The organism is Armatimonadota bacterium, from assembly GCA_031081585.1.
GTDB lineage: Bacteria > Sysuimicrobiota > Sysuimicrobiia > Sysuimicrobiales > Humicultoraceae > Geohabitans > Geohabitans tengchongensis.
This window is the reverse complement of sequence record JAVHLY010000001.1, coordinates 1-21,270: the sequence shown is the minus strand read 5'-3', so window position 1 is coordinate 21,270 and position 21,270 is coordinate 1. Positions and strand designations below refer to the sequence as shown.

At 73.9% G+C, this 21,270-nt stretch carries 16 protein-coding genes; 2 read left to right on the top strand and 14 right to left on the bottom strand.

Annotated features, from left to right (window positions below):
* Positions 1-32 precede the first annotated feature (32 nt).
* The 14 genes from RB146_00080 to RB146_00015 form a co-directional block, all read right to left on the bottom strand.
* On the bottom strand, positions 33-3,872 hold the full coding sequence (locus RB146_00080) for a PAS domain S-box protein (GenBank protein ID MDQ7827380.1): 3,840 nt from the start codon (positions 3,870-3,872) through the stop codon (positions 33-35).
* Positions 3,869-5,416 (bottom strand): carboxypeptidase M32, encoded by a 1,548-nt coding sequence (locus RB146_00075; GenBank protein ID MDQ7827379.1) that lies wholly within the window; start codon positions 5,414-5,416, stop codon positions 3,869-3,871. The genes RB146_00080 and RB146_00075 overlap by 4 nt, the downstream gene beginning before the upstream one ends.
* A 32-nt stretch (positions 5,417-5,448) precedes the next feature.
* Positions 5,449-6,852: a family 10 glycosylhydrolase gene (locus RB146_00070; GenBank protein MDQ7827378.1), complete on the bottom strand. Its 1,404-nt coding sequence runs from the start codon at positions 6,850-6,852 to the stop codon at positions 5,449-5,451.
* Positions 6,853-6,874: 22 nt separating this feature from the next.
* Positions 6,875-9,316, bottom strand: a complete 2,442-nt coding sequence (dnaB, locus tag RB146_00065; protein ID MDQ7827377.1) for a replicative DNA helicase — start codon at positions 9,314-9,316, stop codon at positions 6,875-6,877.
* Between the two features lie 228 nt (positions 9,317-9,544).
* Positions 9,545-11,440: a Lon family ATP-dependent protease gene (lonC, locus tag RB146_00060; GenBank protein MDQ7827376.1), complete on the bottom strand. Its 1,896-nt coding sequence runs from the start codon at positions 11,438-11,440 to the stop codon at positions 9,545-9,547.
* A 7-nt stretch (positions 11,441-11,447) separates the two neighbouring features.
* Positions 11,448-11,897 carry a 50S ribosomal protein L9 gene (gene rplI, locus RB146_00055; GenBank protein ID MDQ7827375.1) on the bottom strand — a complete coding sequence of 150 codons (450 nt, stop codon included), beginning with the start codon at positions 11,895-11,897 and terminating at the stop codon, positions 11,448-11,450.
* 34 nt (positions 11,898-11,931) lie between these two features.
* Positions 11,932-12,900, bottom strand: a complete 969-nt coding sequence (locus tag RB146_00050; protein MDQ7827374.1) for a YybS family protein — start codon at positions 12,898-12,900, stop codon at positions 11,932-11,934.
* Between the two features lie 277 nt (positions 12,901-13,177).
* Positions 13,178-13,432 carry a 30S ribosomal protein S18 gene (rpsR, locus tag RB146_00045; GenBank protein MDQ7827373.1) on the bottom strand — a complete coding sequence of 85 codons (255 nt, stop codon included), beginning with the start codon at positions 13,430-13,432 and terminating at the stop codon, positions 13,178-13,180.
* A 37-nt stretch (positions 13,433-13,469) separates the two neighbouring features.
* Entirely contained in the window at positions 13,470-13,868 is a 399-nt protein-coding gene (ssb, locus tag RB146_00040; GenBank protein MDQ7827372.1) for a single-stranded DNA-binding protein, read from the bottom strand.
* Positions 13,869-13,905: 37 nt separating this feature from the next.
* On the bottom strand, positions 13,906-14,343 hold the full coding sequence (gene rpsF / locus RB146_00035) for a 30S ribosomal protein S6 (protein MDQ7827371.1): 438 nt from the start codon (positions 14,341-14,343) through the stop codon (positions 13,906-13,908).
* Between the two features lie 210 nt (positions 14,344-14,553).
* Positions 14,554-15,480, bottom strand: coding sequence for a nucleoside hydrolase (locus tag RB146_00030; protein MDQ7827370.1), 927 nt, complete (start codon positions 15,478-15,480; stop codon positions 14,554-14,556).
* 59 nt (positions 15,481-15,539) lie between these two features.
* On the bottom strand, positions 15,540-15,932 hold the full coding sequence (locus RB146_00025; protein MDQ7827369.1) for an amidohydrolase family protein: 393 nt from the start codon (positions 15,930-15,932) through the stop codon (positions 15,540-15,542).
* A gap of 896 nt (positions 15,933-16,828) precedes the next feature.
* On the bottom strand, positions 16,829-18,169 hold the full coding sequence (locus RB146_00020; protein ID MDQ7827368.1) for an amidohydrolase family protein: 1,341 nt from the start codon (positions 18,167-18,169) through the stop codon (positions 16,829-16,831).
* Positions 18,166-19,257 (bottom strand): PfkB family carbohydrate kinase, encoded by a 1,092-nt coding sequence (locus RB146_00015; GenBank protein MDQ7827367.1) that lies wholly within the window; start codon positions 19,255-19,257, stop codon positions 18,166-18,168. Before RB146_00015 ends, RB146_00020 begins: the two co-directional genes overlap by 4 nt.
* Before the next feature lie 60 nt (positions 19,258-19,317).
* On the opposite strand from RB146_00015, the gene RB146_00010 reads away from it, so the two are divergent.
* Together RB146_00010 and RB146_00005 are read left to right on the top strand one after the other, a co-directional pair.
* A complete protein-coding gene (locus tag RB146_00010; protein MDQ7827366.1) occupies positions 19,318-20,514 on the top strand; it encodes an MFS transporter in 1,197 nt (398 codons plus the stop codon).
* Between the two features lies 1 nt (position 20,515).
* On the top strand, positions 20,516-21,270 hold a 755-nt coding region (locus tag RB146_00005; protein MDQ7827365.1), incomplete at its 3' end, for a PfkB family carbohydrate kinase.

Genomic DNA, 21,270 nt, shown 5'->3' with positions numbered 1-21,270 from the left:
CGCCACCGCCCCGCTCCCCACACCGACCTCGGCTAGGGGGCCGGCGTGGGGGCGCCGGCGAGCGCCAGCACCACGTGCACCCGCGTCCCCTGCGCACTCGGTGCCACCTCCGCCCGGTCCACCAGCGCCCGCATGACGGCGAGGCCGCGGCCGCCCCCGTCCGCGCGGGCCGGGCGCCACCGCCCCTCGTCTTCCACGACCACATGCAGCGCTCCCGCCTCGACCGTCGCCTGGACGCGCAGCGGGCCGGGGGTGATGCCGTAGGCGTGCTCGACGACGTTGTTCACCGCCTCGCCGACGGCGATCTGCAGCGCCCCGCTGCGCTCCGGCGGGAGGCGGATCGCTTCGGCCAGTTGCTTCAGCGCCTGGCGCACCAGCGGGACGGCGCCGGGGATGGCCGGCAGGGTCAGGGTGAAGTGCGAGAGCGGGACCTGCGCCACGGTGAGGGCCACCAGCGCGATGTCGTCGGGCGGCCGGCGGTCGCCGAGGACCTGGGTCACGATGCGGCGGGCCCGGTCGGCGGCCGGGTCGTCACGCGCCGCCGCCGCCGCACGGAGGAGTGCCTGCTCGCCGTCGACCGCGTTGCGGTCCAGCTCGATGAGGCCGTCGGTGTAGACCACGAGCAGGTCTCCCGGCTCGAGCACCACCTGGTGGTCCCGGAACCGCCCGCCCAGGCGGATCCCCAGCGGGAGCCCGCTGGCGGGGAGGAGGCGCACACCCGAGGCGCTCGCCAGCACCGGCCCGGGGTGGCCGGCCGAGGCGTAGGTCAGGGTGCGGGTCACCGGGTCGAGCACTCCGAACAGGACGGTGGCCATGCTCTCCGGGCTGCTCAGGGAGAGGAGGCGGGCGGCACGGGCCAGGACGGCGGAGGGACGCTCCTCGTCCCAGGCGGCCGCGCGGATGGCCTGGCGGACCTGGCCCATCGTCACCGCGGCCTCGACGCCCTGTCCGGTCACGTCGCCAATGGAGAGCGCCAGCCCGCCGTTCGGCAGCCAGAAGGCGTCGTACCAGTCCCCGCCGACCTCGGCGGCGGTGCCCCCCGGCAGGTAGGCGGCGTGCAGCCACAGGCCAGGCACCTGGGGGAGCTCCGCCGGCAGGAAGGCCTGCTGCAGGGTGCGGGCGATGAAGCGCTCGCGCTCGAAGAGGCGGGCGTTGTCGACGGCGATGCCGGCCCGGCGGGCCAGCTCTTCGGCCAGCGCGACGTCCTCGTCCGCAAAGCTCCTCCCCGACTCCGCCATGGCCAGGGTGATGGCGCCCAACACCCGGCCGCGGGCGATGAGGGGGACGGCGAGGACGGCGCGGAGGTCCAGGTCGCGGGCGAGCTGCAGGGCCGCCTCGTTTGGGGCAACGGTGCGCAGCCACTCCTCCGTGACCTCGGGCACCAGCACCGTGCGGCCGGAGGCGATGACCCTGGCGAGGGGCGAGGCGGCGGGAGGGGCGATGGCCGGATCGCGGCTCAGGAAGCTGCGCACCCGTTCCTCCCGCTGCGGGTCGCGATGGGCGACATCCAGGCGCCGCACCGTCCCGTCCTCCTCGAGGGCGTGGACGACGCACCAGTCGGCCACCTGCGGCACGACCAGGCGTGCCAGCCGGCGCAGGGTCGTGGCGTAGTCGAGCGAGGTGGCCAGCAGACTGCTCGCCTCGGCGAGGAAGGCCAGGCGCGCCCGGGCCTGCTCGACCGCCACCCGGGTCTCGCGCTCCCGCCGGGCCGCCCGGCGCGCCTCCCGGTAGAGCCGGGCGTTGTCCACCGCCACGGCGGCGCGCTCGGCCAGCTGCCGGGCCACTGCCAGCTCCGCCGGGGTGTAGGTGCGCCCCGAGTCGCCGAAGACGAAGGCGATGACCCCGAAGGTCCGGCCGCGGGCGCGCAGCGGGACGGTCAGAAGGGAACGCGTGCCGAGCGCCCGGAAGAGGGCGACCTCTTCGCTGCCGGCCGTCGCCTGGACGACCGCCTCTGCGGTGGCGTGGGGGAGGAGGACCGGTTCGCCGCGCTGGATCGCCTCCACCACCGGCGCCTTGGGCGCCATCCGGGTGTGGAGCAGCTGCTGCGCCACGGCGCGCCGCGCGGAGTCGGCGTGGGCCACCGCCAGGCGCTGGGGACGTTCCGTGCCGGGCTCGAGGATGTAGACGCTGCACCAGTCAGCCAGGTACGGGACGACCAGGTCCGCCAGACGGGCCAGCGTCTTGCGGTAGTTGAGCGACCCGGCCAGCAACCCCGACGCGTCGGCCAGGAAGCGCTGCGCCGCCTCGCCCTGCTTGCGGTCCGTGACGTCGCGCACGACCACGATGAAGCGCACGGTGCTCCCCGCACGCAGCCGCCGGACCCCCACCTCGAGCTCCACGCGCCGGCCGTCCTTCCGCAGGATGGCCGTCTCGTAGTGGTCCTCGGTGGGCCGGTCGGCCAGCGCCCGGGCCAGGCGCGCCTCCAGCACCGATCGCTGGTCGGGAGCGGCCAGGGACAGGACCGACGGGAGGGCCAGGAGCTCCTCGACGGTATACCCGCTGAGTCGGACACACGCCTCGTTGGCGTAGACGACGCGCTCGCCCTCCAGGATGAGGAAGCCCTCGCCCACTTCCCCGAGGGCCCGCAGCAGCGCCTCGTACAGCTCGGTCTGGCGGCGCAGCGCCTCCTCGGCGCGCTTGCGCTCTCCGATGTCGCGGGCGATGCCCGCCACCGCCAGGACGCCCTCCGGCCCGGTGACGAGGCGCGTGTGCACCTCCAGGGTGACGCGCCGTCCGTCGCGGGCCAGGACGTCGACTTCGTAGCGTGTCGTCCCTCCCACGGCCAGCTTCTGCTGCAGCATCTCGCGGGCCCGCTGGCGGTGCTCGGGGGCCACGACCTCGAAGATGTCGCGCGCGACGAGCTCCTCCGGTTGGGCGCCCAGCATGCGCGCCCCCGCGGCGTTCACCGAGAGGATCGTGCCGGTGAGGTCGTGGGTGTAGACGGCGTCGGTGGCGTTCTCCACCAGGTCCCGGAACCACTCCTCGCTGCGGCGGAGCGCCTGAGCGGCGGCCTCGCGGTCGACCGCAGCAGCGAGCACGTAGGCGGCGCTGCGCAGTACGTGCACCTCGTCCAGGGTGAAGCGGCGCGGGCGCGCGGTGTAGACGCCGAGCACGCCGAAGGGACGCTCCAGCCCGGGAATGGGGACGCTCATCCCGCTGCACACCCCGTGTGCCCGCAGGAGCGGCGCAGGGGCGAAGCGGCTCTCACCAGCGTAGTCTTCGACGACCACGGCGTCACCGGCGAGCAGGGTGAACCCGGCCTGGGTCCCGGGCCCCGCGTCCACCGTGACCTCCCCCGCCAGCTCCGGGCGCCACCCCAGGCCGGCCCGCCGGCGCAGAGCCTGGCCGTCGGGGAGCCGTTCCAGGACCTCGACGTACTGGACGTCCAGCGCCCGGGCCAGGAGCTCGGCCGCAGCCTGGAGGAGGCCGTCCAGTGCTCCACCGACCAGGGCGCGCTGGCTCAGCTCCACCAGCGCGCTCTGCTGACGGCGCCGCTCCTGCTCGAGGGCGAGCAGCCCCGACCGCTGCCGCACGATGTGTCGGGCGAGCGCGGCCACGACGGCGCTTGCCCCGGTGACGGCGAGGTAGGTCCCCAGCAGGGGGAGCGCCCCCGACCCCGCGATGGCGCCGCCCGGCGGCAGGACCAGCACCGCGGCGGCCACGGCCGAGGTCAGGGCCGCCGCGAGACCGGCCCAGACGCCCAGCGCGTAGGCCACGGCGGCCACGGGCGGCATGAAGAGGAAGAGGAGGCCTGTCGACGGGACCAGCTCGCGGAGTTCGCCCACCCCAAACCCCGCGGCGCCAGCGGTCATCAGCCCGGCCAGGAGCTGCCAGGGGAGCGAGAGCCGGAGGTCTCGGCGCCGGACGCTCATGCGGGAGCACCGCTGGGCTCGGGCACGCGGGCCACGCCGTAGATGTCGCCGTACTTGCTCCAGAGATACTCCAGGTACGGCTCCAGGGTGACCGCCTGGCCGGTGGCCCGCTCCAGGAGTTCCCGCGGCAGGAACTTGCGCCCGTGACGGTGGACGTGCTCCCGCAGCCAGCCGAGCAGCGGGGCGAACGCGCCCTGCTCGATCTGCGCCTCCAGGTCGGGCAGCGCGGCGCGCGCGGCGGCGAAGAGCTGCGCGGAGATGACGTTCCCCAGGGTGTAGGTGGGGAAGTAGCCGATCGAACCCTGCGCCCAGTGGATGTCCTGGAGGACACCGTCGGCGTCGGTCGCCGGCGCGCGCCCCAGGTACTCGAGCATCTTGGCCCGCCACGCCTCCGGCAGCTCCGCGGTGCGCACGGCGCCCTCCAGCAGCGCCACCTCCAGGTCGAAGCGCAGGATGATGTGCAGGTTGTAGGTGACCTCGTCCGCCTCGGTGCGGATGAGGCCCGGCTCGACCAGGTTCACCGCCCGATAGAAGGTCTCCACGTCGACGTCCCGCAGCGCCTCCGGGAAGAGCTCCCGGAGGGTGGGGAAGTAGCGGCGCCAGAAGGCCCGGCTGCGCCCCACCAGGTTCTCCCACAACCGCGACTGCGACTCGTGCATCCCCAGGCTGGCCCCGCGGGCGAGCGGGGTGCGGGCCAGGGTGGGGTCGGTCCCCTGCTCGTAGAGGGCGTGGCCGGTCTCGTGGAAGATGCTGAAGATCCCCGTGGGCAGGTAGCGGCGATGGTACCGGGCCGTGATGCGCACGTCGTCGCGCCCGGCGCCGCTGGCGAAGGGGTGGGGGGCCCGGTCCAGCCGGCCCCGATCCCAGTCGTAGCCGAAGGCGGCGGCCACCTCCCGCCCGAACGCCTCCTGACGTGCCTCGTCGTACTCCCGCCGCAGGAACGCGGCGTCGACCGTGGCCCCGCGCCGGTCGATGGCCCGCACGAGGGGCACTGTGGCCTCGCGCAGCCGGTGGAAGAGCGCGCGCACCTCGGCGGCGGTCATGCCCGGCTCGTAGGAGTCGAGGAGGGCGTCGTACGGGTGGTCCTGGTAGCCCACGTAGTCGGCGGTGCGCCGGGCGTAGGTGACCATCTGCTCCAGCCACGGCGCAAACGCGGCGAAGTCGTTCGCCGGCCGGGCCCGGCGCCACGCCTCCACGCTGAGGGCCGCCGCTCGCGCACGCTCCGCTACGAACTCCGCAGGCAGGCGCAGCGCCCGGTCCAGGTCGCGCCGGACCACCCGCACCAGCCGCGCCTCGTCGCTGTCGGGGTCGAGCCCGTCGACCTCGCGCTCCGCCGCGGTCAGTAGCTCGCGCGTCTGCGCGCTGGTGAAGAGCTCGTGGGCCAGCCGCCCCAGCGTGGCACGTTGCTCCGCCCGGGTCCGACCCGCCGCGGGCGGCATGCAGGTCTGCTGGTCCCACCCCAGGATGGCCAGCGCCCCGTGGATGTCGACGATCGGCGCCAGGTGCTCGCGCAAGCGCTGGACGGCAGATGTGGCCTCAGGCATGACTCTGCTCCTGTCCAGTGTGCGGGGGACCGTCAACGGTCGTCCGGGGAGGGCGCAGCCGGCCCCGCCTCAGGATGCCCTGCAGGCACGATCCCTGCAACCGCCCGCAGGCGCTCCCACCATCCGCCCCCCTCGACGTCGGAGAGGTCGAAGACCATGAGCCCGGCGGTGTGGCGGAGCGCCGCCCGCAGCGCCGCCTCACCCGCGGCGGGATCGTCCCGGTAGAGGTCCAGCCACACGCTGCCGATCACCGGCACCAGGCCGGCGACCGCCCGCGCCAGCCGGGCCCCGCCGGTTACCGAGCGCCACCAGGCGCCCCCCTGCCGCCGCGCTTCCCAGGGGGAGACGGGGCGAGAGTAGAGCCCGGCCAGGACGTAGTCGAGGTGCGGCAGGAGGGTGGCCGCCTCCCAGGCGGGACTCCACCAATCGGTCCGGCCGGTAGGACGGGCCGCGGGGCCGCTCCCCCAGTTCTGTCCCGTGCGGTAGGCCTCCGGATACCAGGCCCCCACGTAGTAGCCCACGGGGATGTCCGGCCGCAGCGCCCTGGCCAGGGCCCGCGCCGCCCGGACGAACGCCGCGATGACCCCCGCCCGCCACGCCACCCACTCGGCAAAGCGTGGGCCGGGGATGAGGCGGAATCCGGACGGGTCTGTGGAGGGGCCCGCCTGCCAGGTCAGCACCTCGTCGGGCCAGCGCGCCACCGGACGGCCGGTGGCGGCCTCGAAGCGCTCTCTGGAGAGGTCGGAGAAGTCGGCGGTGAGGTCGGGGTAGCGCGCCCGGTCGAGCACCAGCCCGTCCACCGGGTAGCGGCTGAGGACCTCCCAAATCACGGCGAGCTCGTAGAGCTGCACCTCGGGGTGGGCCGGGTTGGCGAAGACGATGGCCTCGCCCGCCTCCGCCGCGGGGACGAAGCGGGTGCCGTCCGGCCCCGGCTGGACGTGCACCGCTTGCCACCCCGGGCGTTCCAGCGCCGGCCCCTGCCCGGTCCAGGTCAGCCCCTCCCCGAAGGCGTTCACCGCCGCGTGCACCCGCAGCCCCGCGGCGTGCGCCTCGCGGACCAGCACCGCCAGGGCGTCGTGGTCGGCGGGGTACCACGTCGCCGGCGGCGGGTAGCCCGCGCGCGGCAGGTGCGAGGCGCGGATGTGGGGGGCGAAAGCCGAGTCGTAGAGGACGAAGCCCCAGGCGTTCTTCGCTTCCGGGATGAGCGTGTCGAACCCCGCCGCCTGCGCCCGGGCCACGATGGCCCGGATCCCCTCGACGGTGCTCAGCGCCCAAAGGTTGGCCGAGACCTCGATCCACAGCGCGCGGCGCGGCAGCGGCCCCGGGGCGGCGGTGGATGGCGGGAGCGACAAGGCGAGGACCAGCGCGAGGGGGCCGCAGGGCAGGAGGAACAGGCGGAGACGCGGCGCCCGCCGCCCCGGGGGACCGGTGGCCATCGTCCGGACTCGGGCCCCGCCGTCACGGCGGCCCTCCCCGGCGACGGGCCAGGTCTTCGAAGCGGTTGAACTCCTTCTGGAAGTAGAGCTCCACCTTGCCGGTGGGGCCGTTGCGGTGCTTCTCCACCCGGATCTCGGCAATGTTCTTCCGGTCGGTGTGCTCGTTGTAGTAGTCCTCCCGGTAGATGAAGAGGACGAGGTCCGCCACCTGTTCCAGTTCCCCCGTCTCCCGCAGGTGGGAGAGCTGGGGGCGCTTGTCCGCGCTCATCTCCACCGCCCGGGAGAGCTGGGAGATGCCGATGACCGGGACGTTCAGCTCCTTGGCCAGCGACTTCGTGGCGCGGGCGATCTCCGACATCTCCTGGGTGCGGTTCTCCGTGCGCCGGTAGGACTGGATCATCTGCAGGTAGTCGATGATCACCAGGCTGAGGCCGTGCTCGGCCATGAGCTTGCGGGCCTTGGCGCGCATCTCGATGGCCGTGATCCCGGGGCTGTCGTCGATGAAGATCGGCAGGTCGTCCAGTTCGGCGATGGCCCGCCCGATCCGCTGGAAGTCCGCCTCCGACAGGAACCCCGTGCGCAGCTTCGAGCCGTCGACGCGGGCCGTGGCGCAGAGCAGCCGCTGCACCAGCTGCTCGGTGCTGGTCTCCAGGCTGAAGATGGCCACCGGCCCGGCGCGCTCCGCCGCCTCCACCGCCACGTTCAGGCAGAAGGTGGTGTTGTGGACGCAGACGTCGTTGGCCACGAAGTTGTGGGTACCGGGGACGGTGAGGTCGTACACCTGGAAGGAGCCCACTTCCTCGATGGCCACGATGGGATCCCACATCACGTCGACGTCGTCCAGCAGGGCCCGCTGCTGGTTCCGGGCCCAGCGGCGCAGCCGCTCCTGCCCCAGGAGCCCCACCTCGCGCAGGAGCACCGGCATCGCCGCCGGCCCCACCCGCACCTCCGTGCCGCTCACCGCGGCGGGCACGCCGAAGCGCAGCAGCAGGTGCTGGACCTGCCGGGCCGCGCGCACGGAGGGGAGGACGGCGGTGAGGCTCACCGCCTCCCCCTCGACCGTCACCGTGCCGGCCGACGCCAGCAGGCGGTTGAGGAAGAGGGCGAGCTTCTCCCGGCGCAGGAGGAAGACCTCCGGCGGGACGGCCCGCTGCCCCGCCTCGCCGCGGAGCGTCGGGTAGCGCGCGTAGAGCACCTCCACCACCGCCGCAGCATCCGCGCCGCCGGCGATGGCGGCCGCGCCGCGCCTGGACCCCACCCCCGGCCGGCGCCCGGGACCCTCCTCCTGCTCGCGAGCGCCACCGTCCCGCGGCGCCCCCGCCGTCGGGTCCGGCCCAACGGCGGCGGGCGGGGGCACCGGCGGGACGGGCAGGGGCGCCGGCCGGGCCAGCAGGGCCTCTCCCGCTGCCAGGGCGTCGGTGAAGTCGGTGGCCAGCCTGGGGGAGAGCGGCAGCCGGCCGCTGGTCAGGTAGGCCAGCAGGCAGACCTCATAGGCCGGCAGGTCGAGGGTGCCGGAGACCGGCAGGCGCCGCGGGACGGCGATGAGCGTGCCGGGGACGAGGTCGTGGAGGGCGCGCCAGCCGTGCGGGGTGAGGAAGGGGTGGGTGAGGGTGGTCTCCACCATCCGCCCGCTGCCCGTCGTGACGCGGAAGACCGGCTTGATCCCGTCGTCGACGAAGGCGCCGGGGGCGGCGGCGGTGAGGTGCATGGTGTCGTCGAGGGTGAGGAGCGAAGCCTGGCGCGCCCCCACGATCTCCTGGATGGTGCGCAGCGCGCCGGTGGACGGGTCGACGACCTCGGCATCGTACTTCAAACACTTGCCCATGCCGGGCCGGGCGGCCACGATCACCAGGTCGGCGGGTTGCAACCCGGCGGTGAGCCGGTCGAGGTCGGTGAACCCGGTGGGGACCCCGGTAACCGTCCCCTTGTCCTGGTAGCGGCGGTCGATGCGGTCGAAGGACTCCCGCAGGACGTCCCGGATGGGGACGAAGTCGACCTGCATGCGCCGGTTGGCGATGGCGAAGACGAGCTTCTCGGCCTGGTCGACCAGGACCTCGACGTCCTGCTCCTCGCGGTAGCCCAGCCCGACGATCTCGGTGCCGGCGTGGATGAGCTGGCGCAGCAGCGCCTTCTGCAGGACGATGCGGGCGTAGTACTCGACGTTGGCCGCCGTCGGCACGGCGTCGAGCAGCGCGGTCAGGTAGGCGGCGCCGCCCACGTCCTCCAGCTGCCCCCGCGCGCGCAGGCGATCGGTGACGGTGATCAGGTCCACCGGCTCTCCCCGCTCGAAGAGGTCGGTGATCGCCTCGAAGATCCGGCGGTGGGCGTCGCGGTAGAAGTCCTCCCCCCGCAGCATCTCCACGACCTTGGCAATGGCATCCCGCTCCAGGAGCATTGAGCCGAGCACGCTCTGCTCGGCCTCGAGGCTCTGGGGGGGAATGCGCTCCAGCGGCATGACGCGCATCGAGGACGGCCTCCGGGTTGTCTCGTCCCTGTAATCGAACACATGTTCGCGCTTTTACGGGGTCCTCCTTCTGCCTGCGGCGAGGGGAGTACTCCGGGCTAGGGGATTGCCTCCTGGCCCTGGGGATTCCCTTGTGGATGATGAGGGAATCTCTGGGGACAACTACGGGATTTCAGGGGGGTGTTGAGGGGATAACCCGGTGGACAACCTGTGGACGGCTGGGGACAACTACTTCGCGAAGACGTGCGGGAGGGCGTCGGCGGCCGTGGCCACCGGCACCACCTCGAGCCCGCGCGGGGGCTGCCCGACGTCCTGGGCGTTCTCGGCCGGGATGAGGACCTTGCGCATGCCGGCCTGGCGGGCCCCGTAGAGTTTCTCCGGGATGGCCCCCACCTGCCGGACCTTCCCCTGGATGCTCACCTCGCCGGTCATGGCCACGTCCTGGCGCAGCGGCCGCTGCTGGATGGCGCTCATCATCGCCACCAGCATGGCCAGCCCGGCACTGGGGCCGTCGATGAGGCCGCCGCCCACGACGTTCACGTGCAGGTCGTAGTGGGCGATGTCGATGTTGGCCATGCGGCGCAGCACCGAGGCGGCGTTGAAGACGGCGTCCTTGGCCATCGTCCCCGCGGTCTCGTTGAAGCGGATCGTCCCCTGGCCCTTGCGTGCGGCGGGGAAGGCGCTGGCCTCGATCTCGATGATCGAGCCGACGTAGTGCACCACCCCCAGCGCGAAGGCCCGCCCCACCTCGGTGCGCTCCTGCCCGCGCACCGGGGCGGAGAGGGCCAGCCGGCTCGTCCGCACCACCTCCAGGAGGTCCTCCCGGGTGATGCGCACGCGCCCGCGGCCGCCCCGGCGGTGGAGGGCCATGCCGTAGGCATCCGCCAGCAGGTTCACCGCCTTGCGCCCCTCCACCGTGTACTCGCTGATCAGGTCGGGGATCTGACGCGCGATCTCCACGCCCAGCCGCCGCGCCGCCTGGCGCACGATGCGCCGGATGTGCTCCGGCGAGAGCGGGTCGAAGAAGATCTCGGCGCAGCGCGAGCGGATCATCGGGCTGATCTCGTCCGGCTCGCGGGTGGTGGCCCCGATGAGGATGAAGTCCGCGGGGGCCCCGCGCTCGAAGAGGCGGCGCACGTACTGCGGCAGGTGGGGGTCGGAGGGGTCGTAGTACGCTGACTCGAAGAAGACTCGTTTGTCCTCCAGCACCTTGAGCAGCTTCGCCTGCAGGATCGGGTCGAGCTCGCCGATCTCGTCGATGAAGAGCACGCCCCCGTGGGCCTTGGTGACCAGGCCGAGCTTGGGCTCGGGGATGCCGCTCTCGGCCAGGTCGCGCCGCCCGCCCAGGTAGATGGGGTCGTGCACGGCCCCCAGCAGCGGGTCGGTGGCGTCCCGGCCGTCCCAGCGCAGCGCGGAGCCGTCCACCTCGACGAAGGGGGCGTCGGGACCGAAGGGGGTGGTGCGCATCCGCTTCGCCGCCTCCAGCACCAGCCGCGCCACCGTCGTCTTGCCCACCCCCGGCGGACCGTAGAGGATGACGTGCTGGGGGAAGGGGACCGCCAGCTTGCTCAGCAGCGCCCGGATGGCCCGCTCCTGGCCGACCACCTGGCCGAGCGTGCGCGGCCGCAGCTGCTCGAGGACCGAGCGGGCCAGGCTGATCCGGTCGAGGCGCTCGAGGTCCTGGAGCTTCCGCTCGGTGAGCGGCGTCTCGACCCCCTCCGCCTCCCGCAGCAGCTCCAGCCGCAACTCGCGGATGAGCGCCTGCCGCTGCTCCTCCAGTCGCTCCTGTACCCGCCGCTCCAGCTCGGCGGTGAGGTTCTTGCGGGCGATGAGGTCGGCTACCCGATCCTCCACCGCCTCCAGCGCCGCCGAGAGGTCGGCCTCGTCCGCCGGGGGTGTCTGCCCGTCGTGGCCCACCAGCCGCTGCAGCGCCAGGATGCGGTCGCGCAGGCGGGGGCTGCGCATCAGCGCGTCGCTCTGGGTCTCGGCGGCGCGGGCGGCCAGGGCCTCCTGGCCGTAGACGCTGGCGAGCACCCCGTAGAGGGCCTGGACCTGGCGCTTCAGGTGTTCGGTGCCGCGGAGCTTCTGCGGCAGGGTCTGGCGACGGGCAAATCGACGGGGCATGACGCCATCACCGTCCGAGCGGGACGACGTTCACGGTCAGGGTGACCGTGCGCCCGTGCGGGAGGCGCACCTCCACGTGGTGGATCCCCAGGGTCTTGACCGGATGGGGGAGGACGACCTGCCGCCGGTCCACCGCGTGTCCGCGGGCCGCCAGGGCCTGCGCGATCTGCTGCGCGGTGACGGCGCCGAAGAGCCGCCCCTCCGCGCCCGCCTTGGCCGGCACCTCCAGGACGAGCGCCTCCAGGGCCCGGGCCAGGGCGTCCGCTTCCCGGGCCTCGCGGGCTCGGCGCTCCTGCGCCGCGCGCGCCGCCTGCTCCTGTGCCCGGATGGCCCCCTCGGTGGCCTCGCGCGCCAGCCCGCGCGGGAAGAGGTAGTTGCGGGCGTAGCCCTCCTTGACCTCGACGAGCGCCCCCGCCGCCCCCAGGGACGGGACTTCGCGCAGCAGGATCACCTTCACGGCCAAACCTCGCCTCGCATCAGGCCCGCGCGGTTCACGACCGGACCTCCGCGCCCGCAGCCGGTGTGCTGCGGGCCAGGCTCGGGTCGAGCCGCTCCCGCAGGCGGAAGACCGAGTCCGCCATGCCGGCCAGGGTGACGACGACCCCCAGCACGGGGTTCAGCACCACGAAGAGCAGGATCACCACCCGCAGGAACGGCAGGAGGATGTACCGCCGCAGGGCCACCCAGGCCACCAGGATGCCCTGGACGGCGAAGGCCATCTGCACCCCGTAGAGGATGTTGAGCCCCACCACGGCTGGGATCGCCATCGGCGGAGCCGTCTCGCCCTCCGGGGGCCGCACCGGGCCGGCGGTGGCCGTCAAGAGGAGGCCCGCCGGGAGGAGCCACAGCACATAGGCCGGGAGGCGCCAGGTGGAGGCCGGCGGCAGTGCCGGCAAGGTGTAGCCCAGCCGGCCCAGGACGGCCCGGGCCACCTGGTAGTTGATCCAGGCGCTCATCACCCCACCGAGCACGATCAGCACGGGGATGAGGCGGGGCATCAGCGCCAGGACCTGCCTGACCTGCCGGCTGGTGGCCTCGAGCTGTTCCGGTGGGATGCCCAGGCGGCGGTAGAAGGCCTCGCTCGCCTCCTGTCCTCGCCGCATCGACTCGATCATGACCTGGTAGGGGTTGACGTCGGCCAGCGCCAGGGTCAGCACCAGGTTGAGGAGGAGGGCGGCCACGGAGACCAGCGTGAGCATCCCGAGGAGCGCCGGCGCCGAGCGGCCGGCACGCGCGCCCAGCCCGAGCACGATGCCCAATGGCGCCACCGTGGCGAGGATCCCGAACCCGGTCAGCGGGCCCGCGAGCGCCCCGGCGATGAGGCCCGCCACGACGGCGGCCAGCACGGCGGGGCGGATCCCGTGGCGGATGACCAGCACGGCCAGCGGCAGCGGGATGAGGAAGGTCGTGACGACCGCGAGCAGCGGGACGTACCGCGCACCCAGCGCGAGGACGGTCACCAGCGCCGCCTGGATGGCCCCCTCGGTCAGGCCGCGGGTGGACGTCCCCCTGGCGGGAGTGGAAGCCCCCCTGACGGAGACGCTCGCTTCACTGCGGATCCTGGACATGGCCCTCGGGTCAACGCACGGGAGGCGGGGGTCATCCCCCGCCTCCTCATGGTAGCCCGCCCCTGGGAGCCCGGCTATCCGAACACTCGGCCAGGCTCTCTGCGCCCAGATATACGAACTTTTGTTCGAATACTTGACCAGCGCCCTAGGACGGTTCCGCCCATCGCCCCTATTCGCTGGTGTAGGGCAACATCGCCAGCTCCCTGGCCCGCTTGATGGCCACCGCCAGCGCCCGCTGGTGCCGGGCGCAGGTACCCGAGACCCGTCGGGGCACGATCTTCCCCCGCTCCGTCACATAGCGGCGGAGCTTTCCGGCGTCCTTGTAGTCGATGAAGGTCGCCCTCTCCGCACAGAAGGCGCACACCTTTCGCCGCGGGCGCCGGCCGCGCCAGGGCTTCCGCGCCCGCTCCTCACGTTCAGCCATGAATCGATGCTCCTCCCTGGTTCACCTCTGAGGGCGGCTAGAAGGGCACGTCGTCGGCCCCCCCAAACTCCTCCCCCTCCTCGGCAGCGGCGACGGCCCCGGCTGCTACCGGCGCCGCCTTCCGGTCGAGGAAGCGTACCGCGTCGGCCACCACCTCGGCCACCTTGCGCTTCTGCCCCTCCTGGGTCTCGTAGCTGCGGATCTGCAGCCGCCCTTCGACCGCGACCAGCCGGCCTTTGGTCAGGTGCTGCGCCACCTGGTCGGCCAGCTTGCGCCAGGCCACCACGTCGATGAAGTCGGTCTCCCGCTCGCCGGCCTGGTTGGTGAACGGGCGGTCCACCGCCAGGGTGAACGACGCCACCGGCTGGCCGCTCGGCACGTAGCGCAGCTCGGGGTCGCGCGTCAGCCGGCCGATCAGGATGATGCGGTTCAACATGGTCCTCCCCCCTCGCGCCGTGCTGACGGCGCTCCACTCATGCCGGAGGCCGGACCGCCTCTCCAGCGGGCTCCGCCGTCTTGGCCGCCCGGCTAGGTTCGGTCCCCCGGTCGGCGCCGGCCCGTCCCGGTTCGCCGGCCCGCACCGGCTCAGTGCCCCGCTCGGGCGCAGCCTTCGGCGCCGGCAGCGGTCCCTGCGCCACGACGATCAGGGCGCGCATCACCTCGTCCATAATGCGCGTCAGGCGCTTCAGCTCGGGTACGGCCTCCTTCGGCACCGTGAACCGGAGCAGGAAGTAGATCCCTTCCCGGTACCGGCCGATGGCGTAGGCCAGCCGCCGCTTCCCCCAGACGTCGACGACGTCCACGGTGCCGCCGGCCTCGGCGACCCGTCGGCCGATGCGCTCCACCACGGCCTGGACGGCGTCGGGCTCGAGGTCGGGACGCACGATCCCGATCAGCTCATACTGCCGCATGCCATCCCTCCTCTGGACTCCGGCGCCCGGGCGCCGTGAGGCCCTGCCGAACCCCTCCGGGGCGGCGAGGGCAGGAGTCTCGATTGACAGCCAATTATAGCATCGGCATCCGTTGCCCCTTGTACGGGGGGCACAAGAAAAATTCCCATGCCCGCACGAGACCCCCAGCCGGACCGCTGGGGCGTCGCCGGAAGATCTCGGACGAGGACCTCAGCGCAGCGCCGCCTCCAGCACGGCCTTCCAGCGCTGGGGGTCGATCGCCCAGCAGACTTCCACGTTCGGCGGGCGACGGGTGACTCCAAGGCGGTCCACGACGGTCATCCCCCGGGTCAGCTCGCTCTGGGTCTCCACGTCCACGTAGTGACGGCTGCGCGCCGTGCAGACGGCCGGGTCGAGGACGATGGCCATCGTCACCGGGTCGGGCAGGGTCAGCCCGGGCTCGCCCAGCCACTCCCGACTGGCCCGCAGGGCGGTTCGGTTGCAGTCGAGCGCGAAGGCGGCATAAGGGGTGGCGATGGCGCGGAGGCGCGCCATGTCCGCGTCGTCCAGGGCGGCGGCGCCCCGGCAGTGTTCCCATCCCACCATCAGGATGGGCATCCCCGAGTGGAAGACAATCCGGGCCGCCTCGGGGTCGACCCAGATATTGTACTCGGCGGCGGGCGTGATGTTCCCCACGGTGCAGGCCGCTCCGCCCATGACGACGCACTGGCGGACCGCAGCGGCCAGGTCGGGAGCTTGGCGCAGCGCCAGAGCGATGTTGGTCAGCGGGCCCAGCGTCACCAGGGTGTAGGCGCCGGGGGCGGCGCGGATCAGGCGGATGAGGGCGTCGACCGCGTGCCCCGGCGCGGGAGGGCGCGTCGGGGGCGGGTAGCCCACGTCCCCCAGGCCGTCGGTGCCGTGGAAGAAGAAGGCCCACGACGGCTCCCGCAGCAGGGGGCGGGCGGCGCCCTCGTAGACCGGCGTCTCGCGGTCGCACAGCTCCACGGTGTACCGGGCGTTGCGGCTGCCCATCTCCAGCGGCACGTTGCCGGCCACCACGGTGATGGCCTCCACGTGGACCTGCGGCCAGCGCAGGGCCATCAGCAGCGCCACCGCGTCGTCCGAGGCGGTGTCCGTGTCGATGATCAATCGCTCCATGATGCCCTCCCGCTCTTCCCGACTCATCGGCTCGTGCGGTGGGTCGCCGCTCCGGCCGTTCAGGCCTGGTAGGTCTGGTGCGGGCGGCGCCCCTCCCGCCGGGCCAGCCGCTGCGCGCGGGTCTCGACCTGGCGCAGGACGTCCTCCCGGTCCAGCGTGCGGATGCGTCCGTCCTCCACCACGACGCGCCCGTCCACGACGACCGTGTGGACGTCCGAGGCTCGGGTGGCGTAGACCAGCGCCAGGGCCTCCGCCACCGGCAGTGCGGTGGCGTCCTCCCCTTGGTGCTTCTGGAGGAGCACGGCCAGGCGCATCTGTTCCAGGAGGTCGAGCGTGTTGTTGCTGGCGGCACCGTCGCTGCCGAGCGCCACCGTCACTCCGGCGCGGCGCATCCTGACGACCGGCGCGATCCCCGCGGCCAGCTTGAGGAAGGTCTTGGGACAGTGGGCCACAGCCGCTCTCCGTGCGGGCCAGGAGCCCGATCTCCTCGTCGGTGACGTGGACGGCGTGGGCGCAGAGGAGGGGACCCTCCATCAGGCCCACCGCCTCGAGCAGGCGCACCGGGCTCATGCCGTGCTCCTGGAGGCTCCGCGCCACCTGGTCCGGCGTCTCCGCCACGTGGATGTGGCAGCCAAGCCCCAGCCGCCGTGCCGCACTGGGCACCTGTCGCAGGAACGGGGGCGGGCAGGTGTAGGGCGCGTGCGGTCCCAGCCAGACGGCGATGCGCCCTGCGGCCCCGCCCTGCCAGCGCTGTGCGAACTCCTCGCTCTGCCGGAGCTCCCCCACCGGGTCCCGCCCGAACGTCCCGCCCGAACATCGTCCAGGCCAGGTGCGCCCGCAGCCCGCTCTCGGCGACCACCTCGGCAATGCGGTCCATGGCGAAATAGTGGTCGGCCACGGTGGTGACGCCGCCCTCCAGCAGCTCGATCGCGGCCAGACGGGCACCCCAGGCCACGTCGTCCGGGGTGAGCGCGCTCTCCATCGGCCAGATGTGCTCGTTGAACCATGCCTCCACGGGCACGTCCTCGGCGGCGCCCCTGAGGAGCACCATGGTCATGTGGGCGTGGGCGTTCACCAGCCCGGGCAGGAGCGCCGATCCAGCCGGCGGGTCGACGACCTGCCGGGCCGCGGCAGGGGGGGACCGCACCGGTCGGGAGACCGGCCGCGATGTGGCGGCCGCGCACGGCCACGTCGTGGCGGGGCAGGATGCGGAGCGCGTCTCTGACAGAGCCCGGTGGTCCCGGGTCCACGACCGTCACGTCGCGAATGAGCAGGTCGCACCCGTCGCGCAGCAGACCAGCGATGTTGACCTCACGCATGTAAGTCCCTCATCGCGCCCGCAGGCATCTCACTGGACCGGCATCCGGCGAAAGATCGGCAGGTCGCCCACCCCCAGGCGCGGGAGGAGGCCGGTGCGGGCGGCCCACCCGCCCACGCCGGCGGCGCTGCGCACCACCCGCCCCTCGAAGGCCGCCACCGTGCCCTCGACGACCGTCATCACCGCGTGGCGTTCGCGCGGGTGGACCAGGACCGCGTTGGCCCGCGCCCCCACGCCCAGGTGCCCCAGCTCCTCGACCCACCACGTCTGCCCCGTCAGGCGCGCCAGTAGCGCGGCCGGGTTGGCGGTCATGGTCGCCACCGCCTGCGGGAGGGAGAGGACGCCCTCAGCGACCAGATCGAGCAGGCACGGAATGTTGGCAGAGCTGTCTCCGAACCCTTTCATCGTGGCATTGCACGGGCCGTCGGAGGTCAGGATAGCCACCTCGCCCCGGGCGAGCGCCTCCAGGGCCACGCGTCGCGCCCCTTCATCGATGAGGAGGCCGTCGCGCAGGCCGCCGCCCGCCCGCAGGTGGGCCGTGGTGAAGTCCAGCGCCACGCCGGGGCGAGCCGCCAGAGCCAGCACGCGGGCCAGGCTCTCCCGGGCCTCGCCGTGGGTGCCTCCCCCGGCCGCAGTGGCGTGAGTGAGGAGCACGGGCCGGCCACTGGCGACGGCCACCACGCGCTCGGCGTGCTCCGGATCCTGGCAGTGGGACATGAGGACGAGCCCGGCGCCGGCAGCCACGGTGAACGCCGCCTCCAGCGCCTCGTCGGTGAGGATGGCGTGGCCCATGTGGTCTTTCAGCCCGACGGCCAGGCGGCCCAGCGCATTCGTCAGGGGATTTCGGGTGATGAGGGCGCTCTGCGCGTCGGCCGGGAGCTCTCCGCGGAAGTAGGCCACCAGGTCGCCGACACGCGCCCGCGTCCCCAGCACGGCGGGTATGCCCAGGTAGCACCCCACGTGGAGCGGCAGGCCGCGGTCCACCTCCGCCCCGAGCAGCGCCGGCGCCATGAAAGTGTTGCCGGCCCCGGGAGAGAGGGCCAGCACGGTGCCGTGGACCACGGCCTCCTCGATCGGCCGGGTGGAGACGTCGAAGAGGTCGTGCAGGTGGCAGTGCAGGTCCACTAGCCCGGGGAGCACGAGCAGGCCTTCGGCGTCCACGACCCGGTCGTCGCGCTCCAGGGGGATGTCGGAGGCCACCGCCGCGACGCGCCCCGCCACCATGGCCACGTCGGCGACGCCGTCGCGGCCCGTCGCCGGATCGACGACGCGCCCTCCGCGCAGGACGAGCCGCCGGGCCGGTCGCGCCGCCAGCGGCACCGGCGCTGCGGGCGGGTGGGTGCGGTACGGTCGGGCCGGATCGCGGGTCATGGTCGACGCCGCGGCCCGAATCCCACGGGGATCAGGCGCGGCGGGGCGCCGCGTTCGGCCAGCCGGCGGACCTCGCCGCGCGTCGGCAGGTGGCCGCGCGGGCCGACGCCCGTCGTGGCCAGGGCGCCGGCGGCGGTGGCGAACGTCAGGGCCCGTGCGGGCGGCCACCGTCGCGCCAGCGCCAGCAGCAGGGCGGCACCGAAGCAGTCACCTGCGCCGGTGGTGTCCACGGCCGGGACGGCGAAGCCTGCCTGGACGAGGACACCCTCCGCGGTGGCCAGCAGCGCCCCCTCCGCCCCCAGGGTCACCGCCACCAGGGCCGGGCCCCGCGCGCGCAGGTGCGCCGCCTCCGCCGCCGCATCGCGCCGGCTGCGGAGGCGGCACCCGACGAGCAGGGCCAGACCGCCGCGGTTGCACACCAGGAGGTCCGCGCGGGACAGCAACGGGTCGATGGCCGGAAGGGCGCGGGCGGCAGTGGGCTCCACCTCCAGCGCCACCGCGCACCCCTGCTGCCGCGCCGTGGCGACCACGCGCCGAGCGAGTGCCGCGTCGTGCGGGGAGAGGTATACGAACTGCGCGCGCGCCAGCAGACGGCGCCACCGATCCGGGGGCGGCAGGCGGTCGCGGGCGGTGGAGAGCACCACGATGGCCCGCTCGGCCCCGGACACGGGGGCCACGGCGCCGGACCGGGCCTGTGCCGGCGCCGAGCCGCGGGACGGGCGCGATGATCCTGCATCGGGTGATCCCTCATGGGGGGAGGGGAGGAAGATCACCGTCATGTTCGTCGCTTGACGCCGATCGACGACGGCCAGGCGCGCGTCGACCCGGTGGCGGCGGAAGTCCTCCAGGAGGAGCCGGCCGCCGCGGTCCGCGCCCACCGTCCCGACCCAGACGGCCCGTCCGCCCAGCCGGCTGAGGGCGCAGGCGACGTTGGCCATCGTCCCGCCCGGCAACCATCCCACCAGCGCCCCGGTCACCTTCTCGTCGAACCGGGGCAGGCGGGGCGTGCGGATCACCAGGTCCACCGCGGCGGCGCCGACCGCCACCACGTCCACCGGGCGCGACCCGGAGCGCTGCGTCGCCCTCATGACCGCTCCCACCCCACGGCGTCCAGGAACCTCTGCACCTCCGGTGGAACAGTGCGCTCGATGCGGGCGTCGTCCGCCGCCTTCTGGGCCTTCTTCGCCACCGTCTACACGGGGATCGCCGCGATCACCTTCATCGCCGTGGCCCTCCTCGACCGCGGCCTCACCCCCGCTGCGACCGGCTGGCTGCTCGGCCTGCTGCCGGTGGTCCAGGTCGTCGCCCAGCCGCTGTGGGGCCTGCTCGCCGACCTCACCGAGCGGCCCCGGGCGCTCCTCACCTCGGCCTGCCTGGGCACCGCGGCGGCCTCCCTCGCCCTGTGGACCGCCTCGACCTCCGCCACGCTGCTCGCCGCCACGGTGGCGTTCGCTGCCTGTCGGGCGGCCGTGCTGCCGATCGCCGTCGCCATGGCGCTCGCCCACCTGAGGGCCCAGGAAGCCGTGTATGGACGGATCCGCCTGTGGGGCTCTCTGGGGTTCGCCCTGGCGGTCTTCGCGCTGGGGGCGACCGTGGTGCGCAGCCATCCCCAGCACGTGCTGCCGGTCCATGCCGTCGTCATGCTCGCCGCCGCGGCGCTCTCCCTCGCCCTGCCTGCGCCCCCCGGCCGGCTCACCGCGCCGCGCCTGGCCCTGCGCGGCGCCGCCGACCCGCGCCTGTGGCGACTCTGTGCCGCCGCCGTGCTGGCCGGCGCCGGCCTGGGCGTGAACAACACCTTCCTCGCCGTCTTCCTCCGCGACCTGGGCAGTCCGGCCTGGACCGTCGGGGCCGCCTTTGCCGTCGCGGCCCTCGGCGAGGTGCCGCTCATGGCCGGCATGCACCGCCTCATCGAACGCTTCGGGCTGTCCGCCATGGTGGGCACCGGGTTCCTGGCCCTGCCCATCCGCTGGACGCTCTACGCGCTCCTGGCGTCCCCGTGGCCCATCCTCCCGCTGCAACTCCTCCACAGCGTGACCATCGCGGGGCTGGAAGTGGCCGGCGTGGTGCTGGTGCGCACCCTGACGCCCCCGGGCTGGGCCACGACCGGACAGGCGCTGTACGGCGCCGCGCTGATGGGCCTCGGGCCGGGTATCGGCACGGCACTGGCCGGGGCGGTGTACGGATGGGGAGGGGCGTCAACCGTCTTCGCCGCCAGCGCGCTCGCCGCGGGGGTGAGCTGCCTGATCTTCCTGCGGCTCCCCCGCGCGGGCCCGATCGGCGCCGCCTCGTCGCCCGCCCGGGCATCGCGGACGCTGCGCGCCGGAGACGGCACCCCGGGAGGGTAGCGTGTTCGTCGCCGTCGGCTCGATCATCGTGGACGACATCCGGGCGGCGGACGGGCGGCTCTTCGAGGGCGTGCTGGGCGGCGGCGCCACGCACGCCGCGGCCGGGATGTGCCTGTGGGGCCCCGACGTCGCGCTGGTCGGCAGCATTGGCCGGGACTTCCCCCCGGAGCACTGGGCCGCGCTGGAGGCGCTGGGCCTGAACCTGCACGCCATCCGCCGCCTCGACCGCGCCACGCCGAGAGCCTGGCAGCTCTACGACGCGGACGAGCACCGCACGGAGATCTTCCGCTCGCCCCGGGACGAGTTCCCCGCCTTCCTGCCGACCCCCGACCAGCTCGCCCCCTTCGTGGACGCGCGCGGCTTCCACCTGCACACCGCCCAGCTCGATCACGTGGACGCGCTCCTCACCGCCATGCGGGCCCGCCGCGCCGCCGTCTGCTGGGAGCCCGCACCCTGGCACATGGTGCCGGAGCACCGCCGCACCGTGCTGGCGCTCCTGCGCCGGGTGGACATCGTCTGCCCCAACGGCGAGGAGTGCCGCACGCTGCTCGGCCCGCAGCCGCCCGAGGCGTGGCTCACCGCCTTCCTGGAGGCCGGCGCCGCCCTGGCGGCGGTCCGCCTGGGACGCGCGGGGTCGCTCGTGCAGGCGCGGGGGGACGCCGCCCCAGTGCACGTGCCGGCCGTCGCCCTGGGACCGGTGGTCGACGTCACGGGGGCGGGGAACGCCTACGGCGGCGGGCTGCTCGTGGGGTGGGC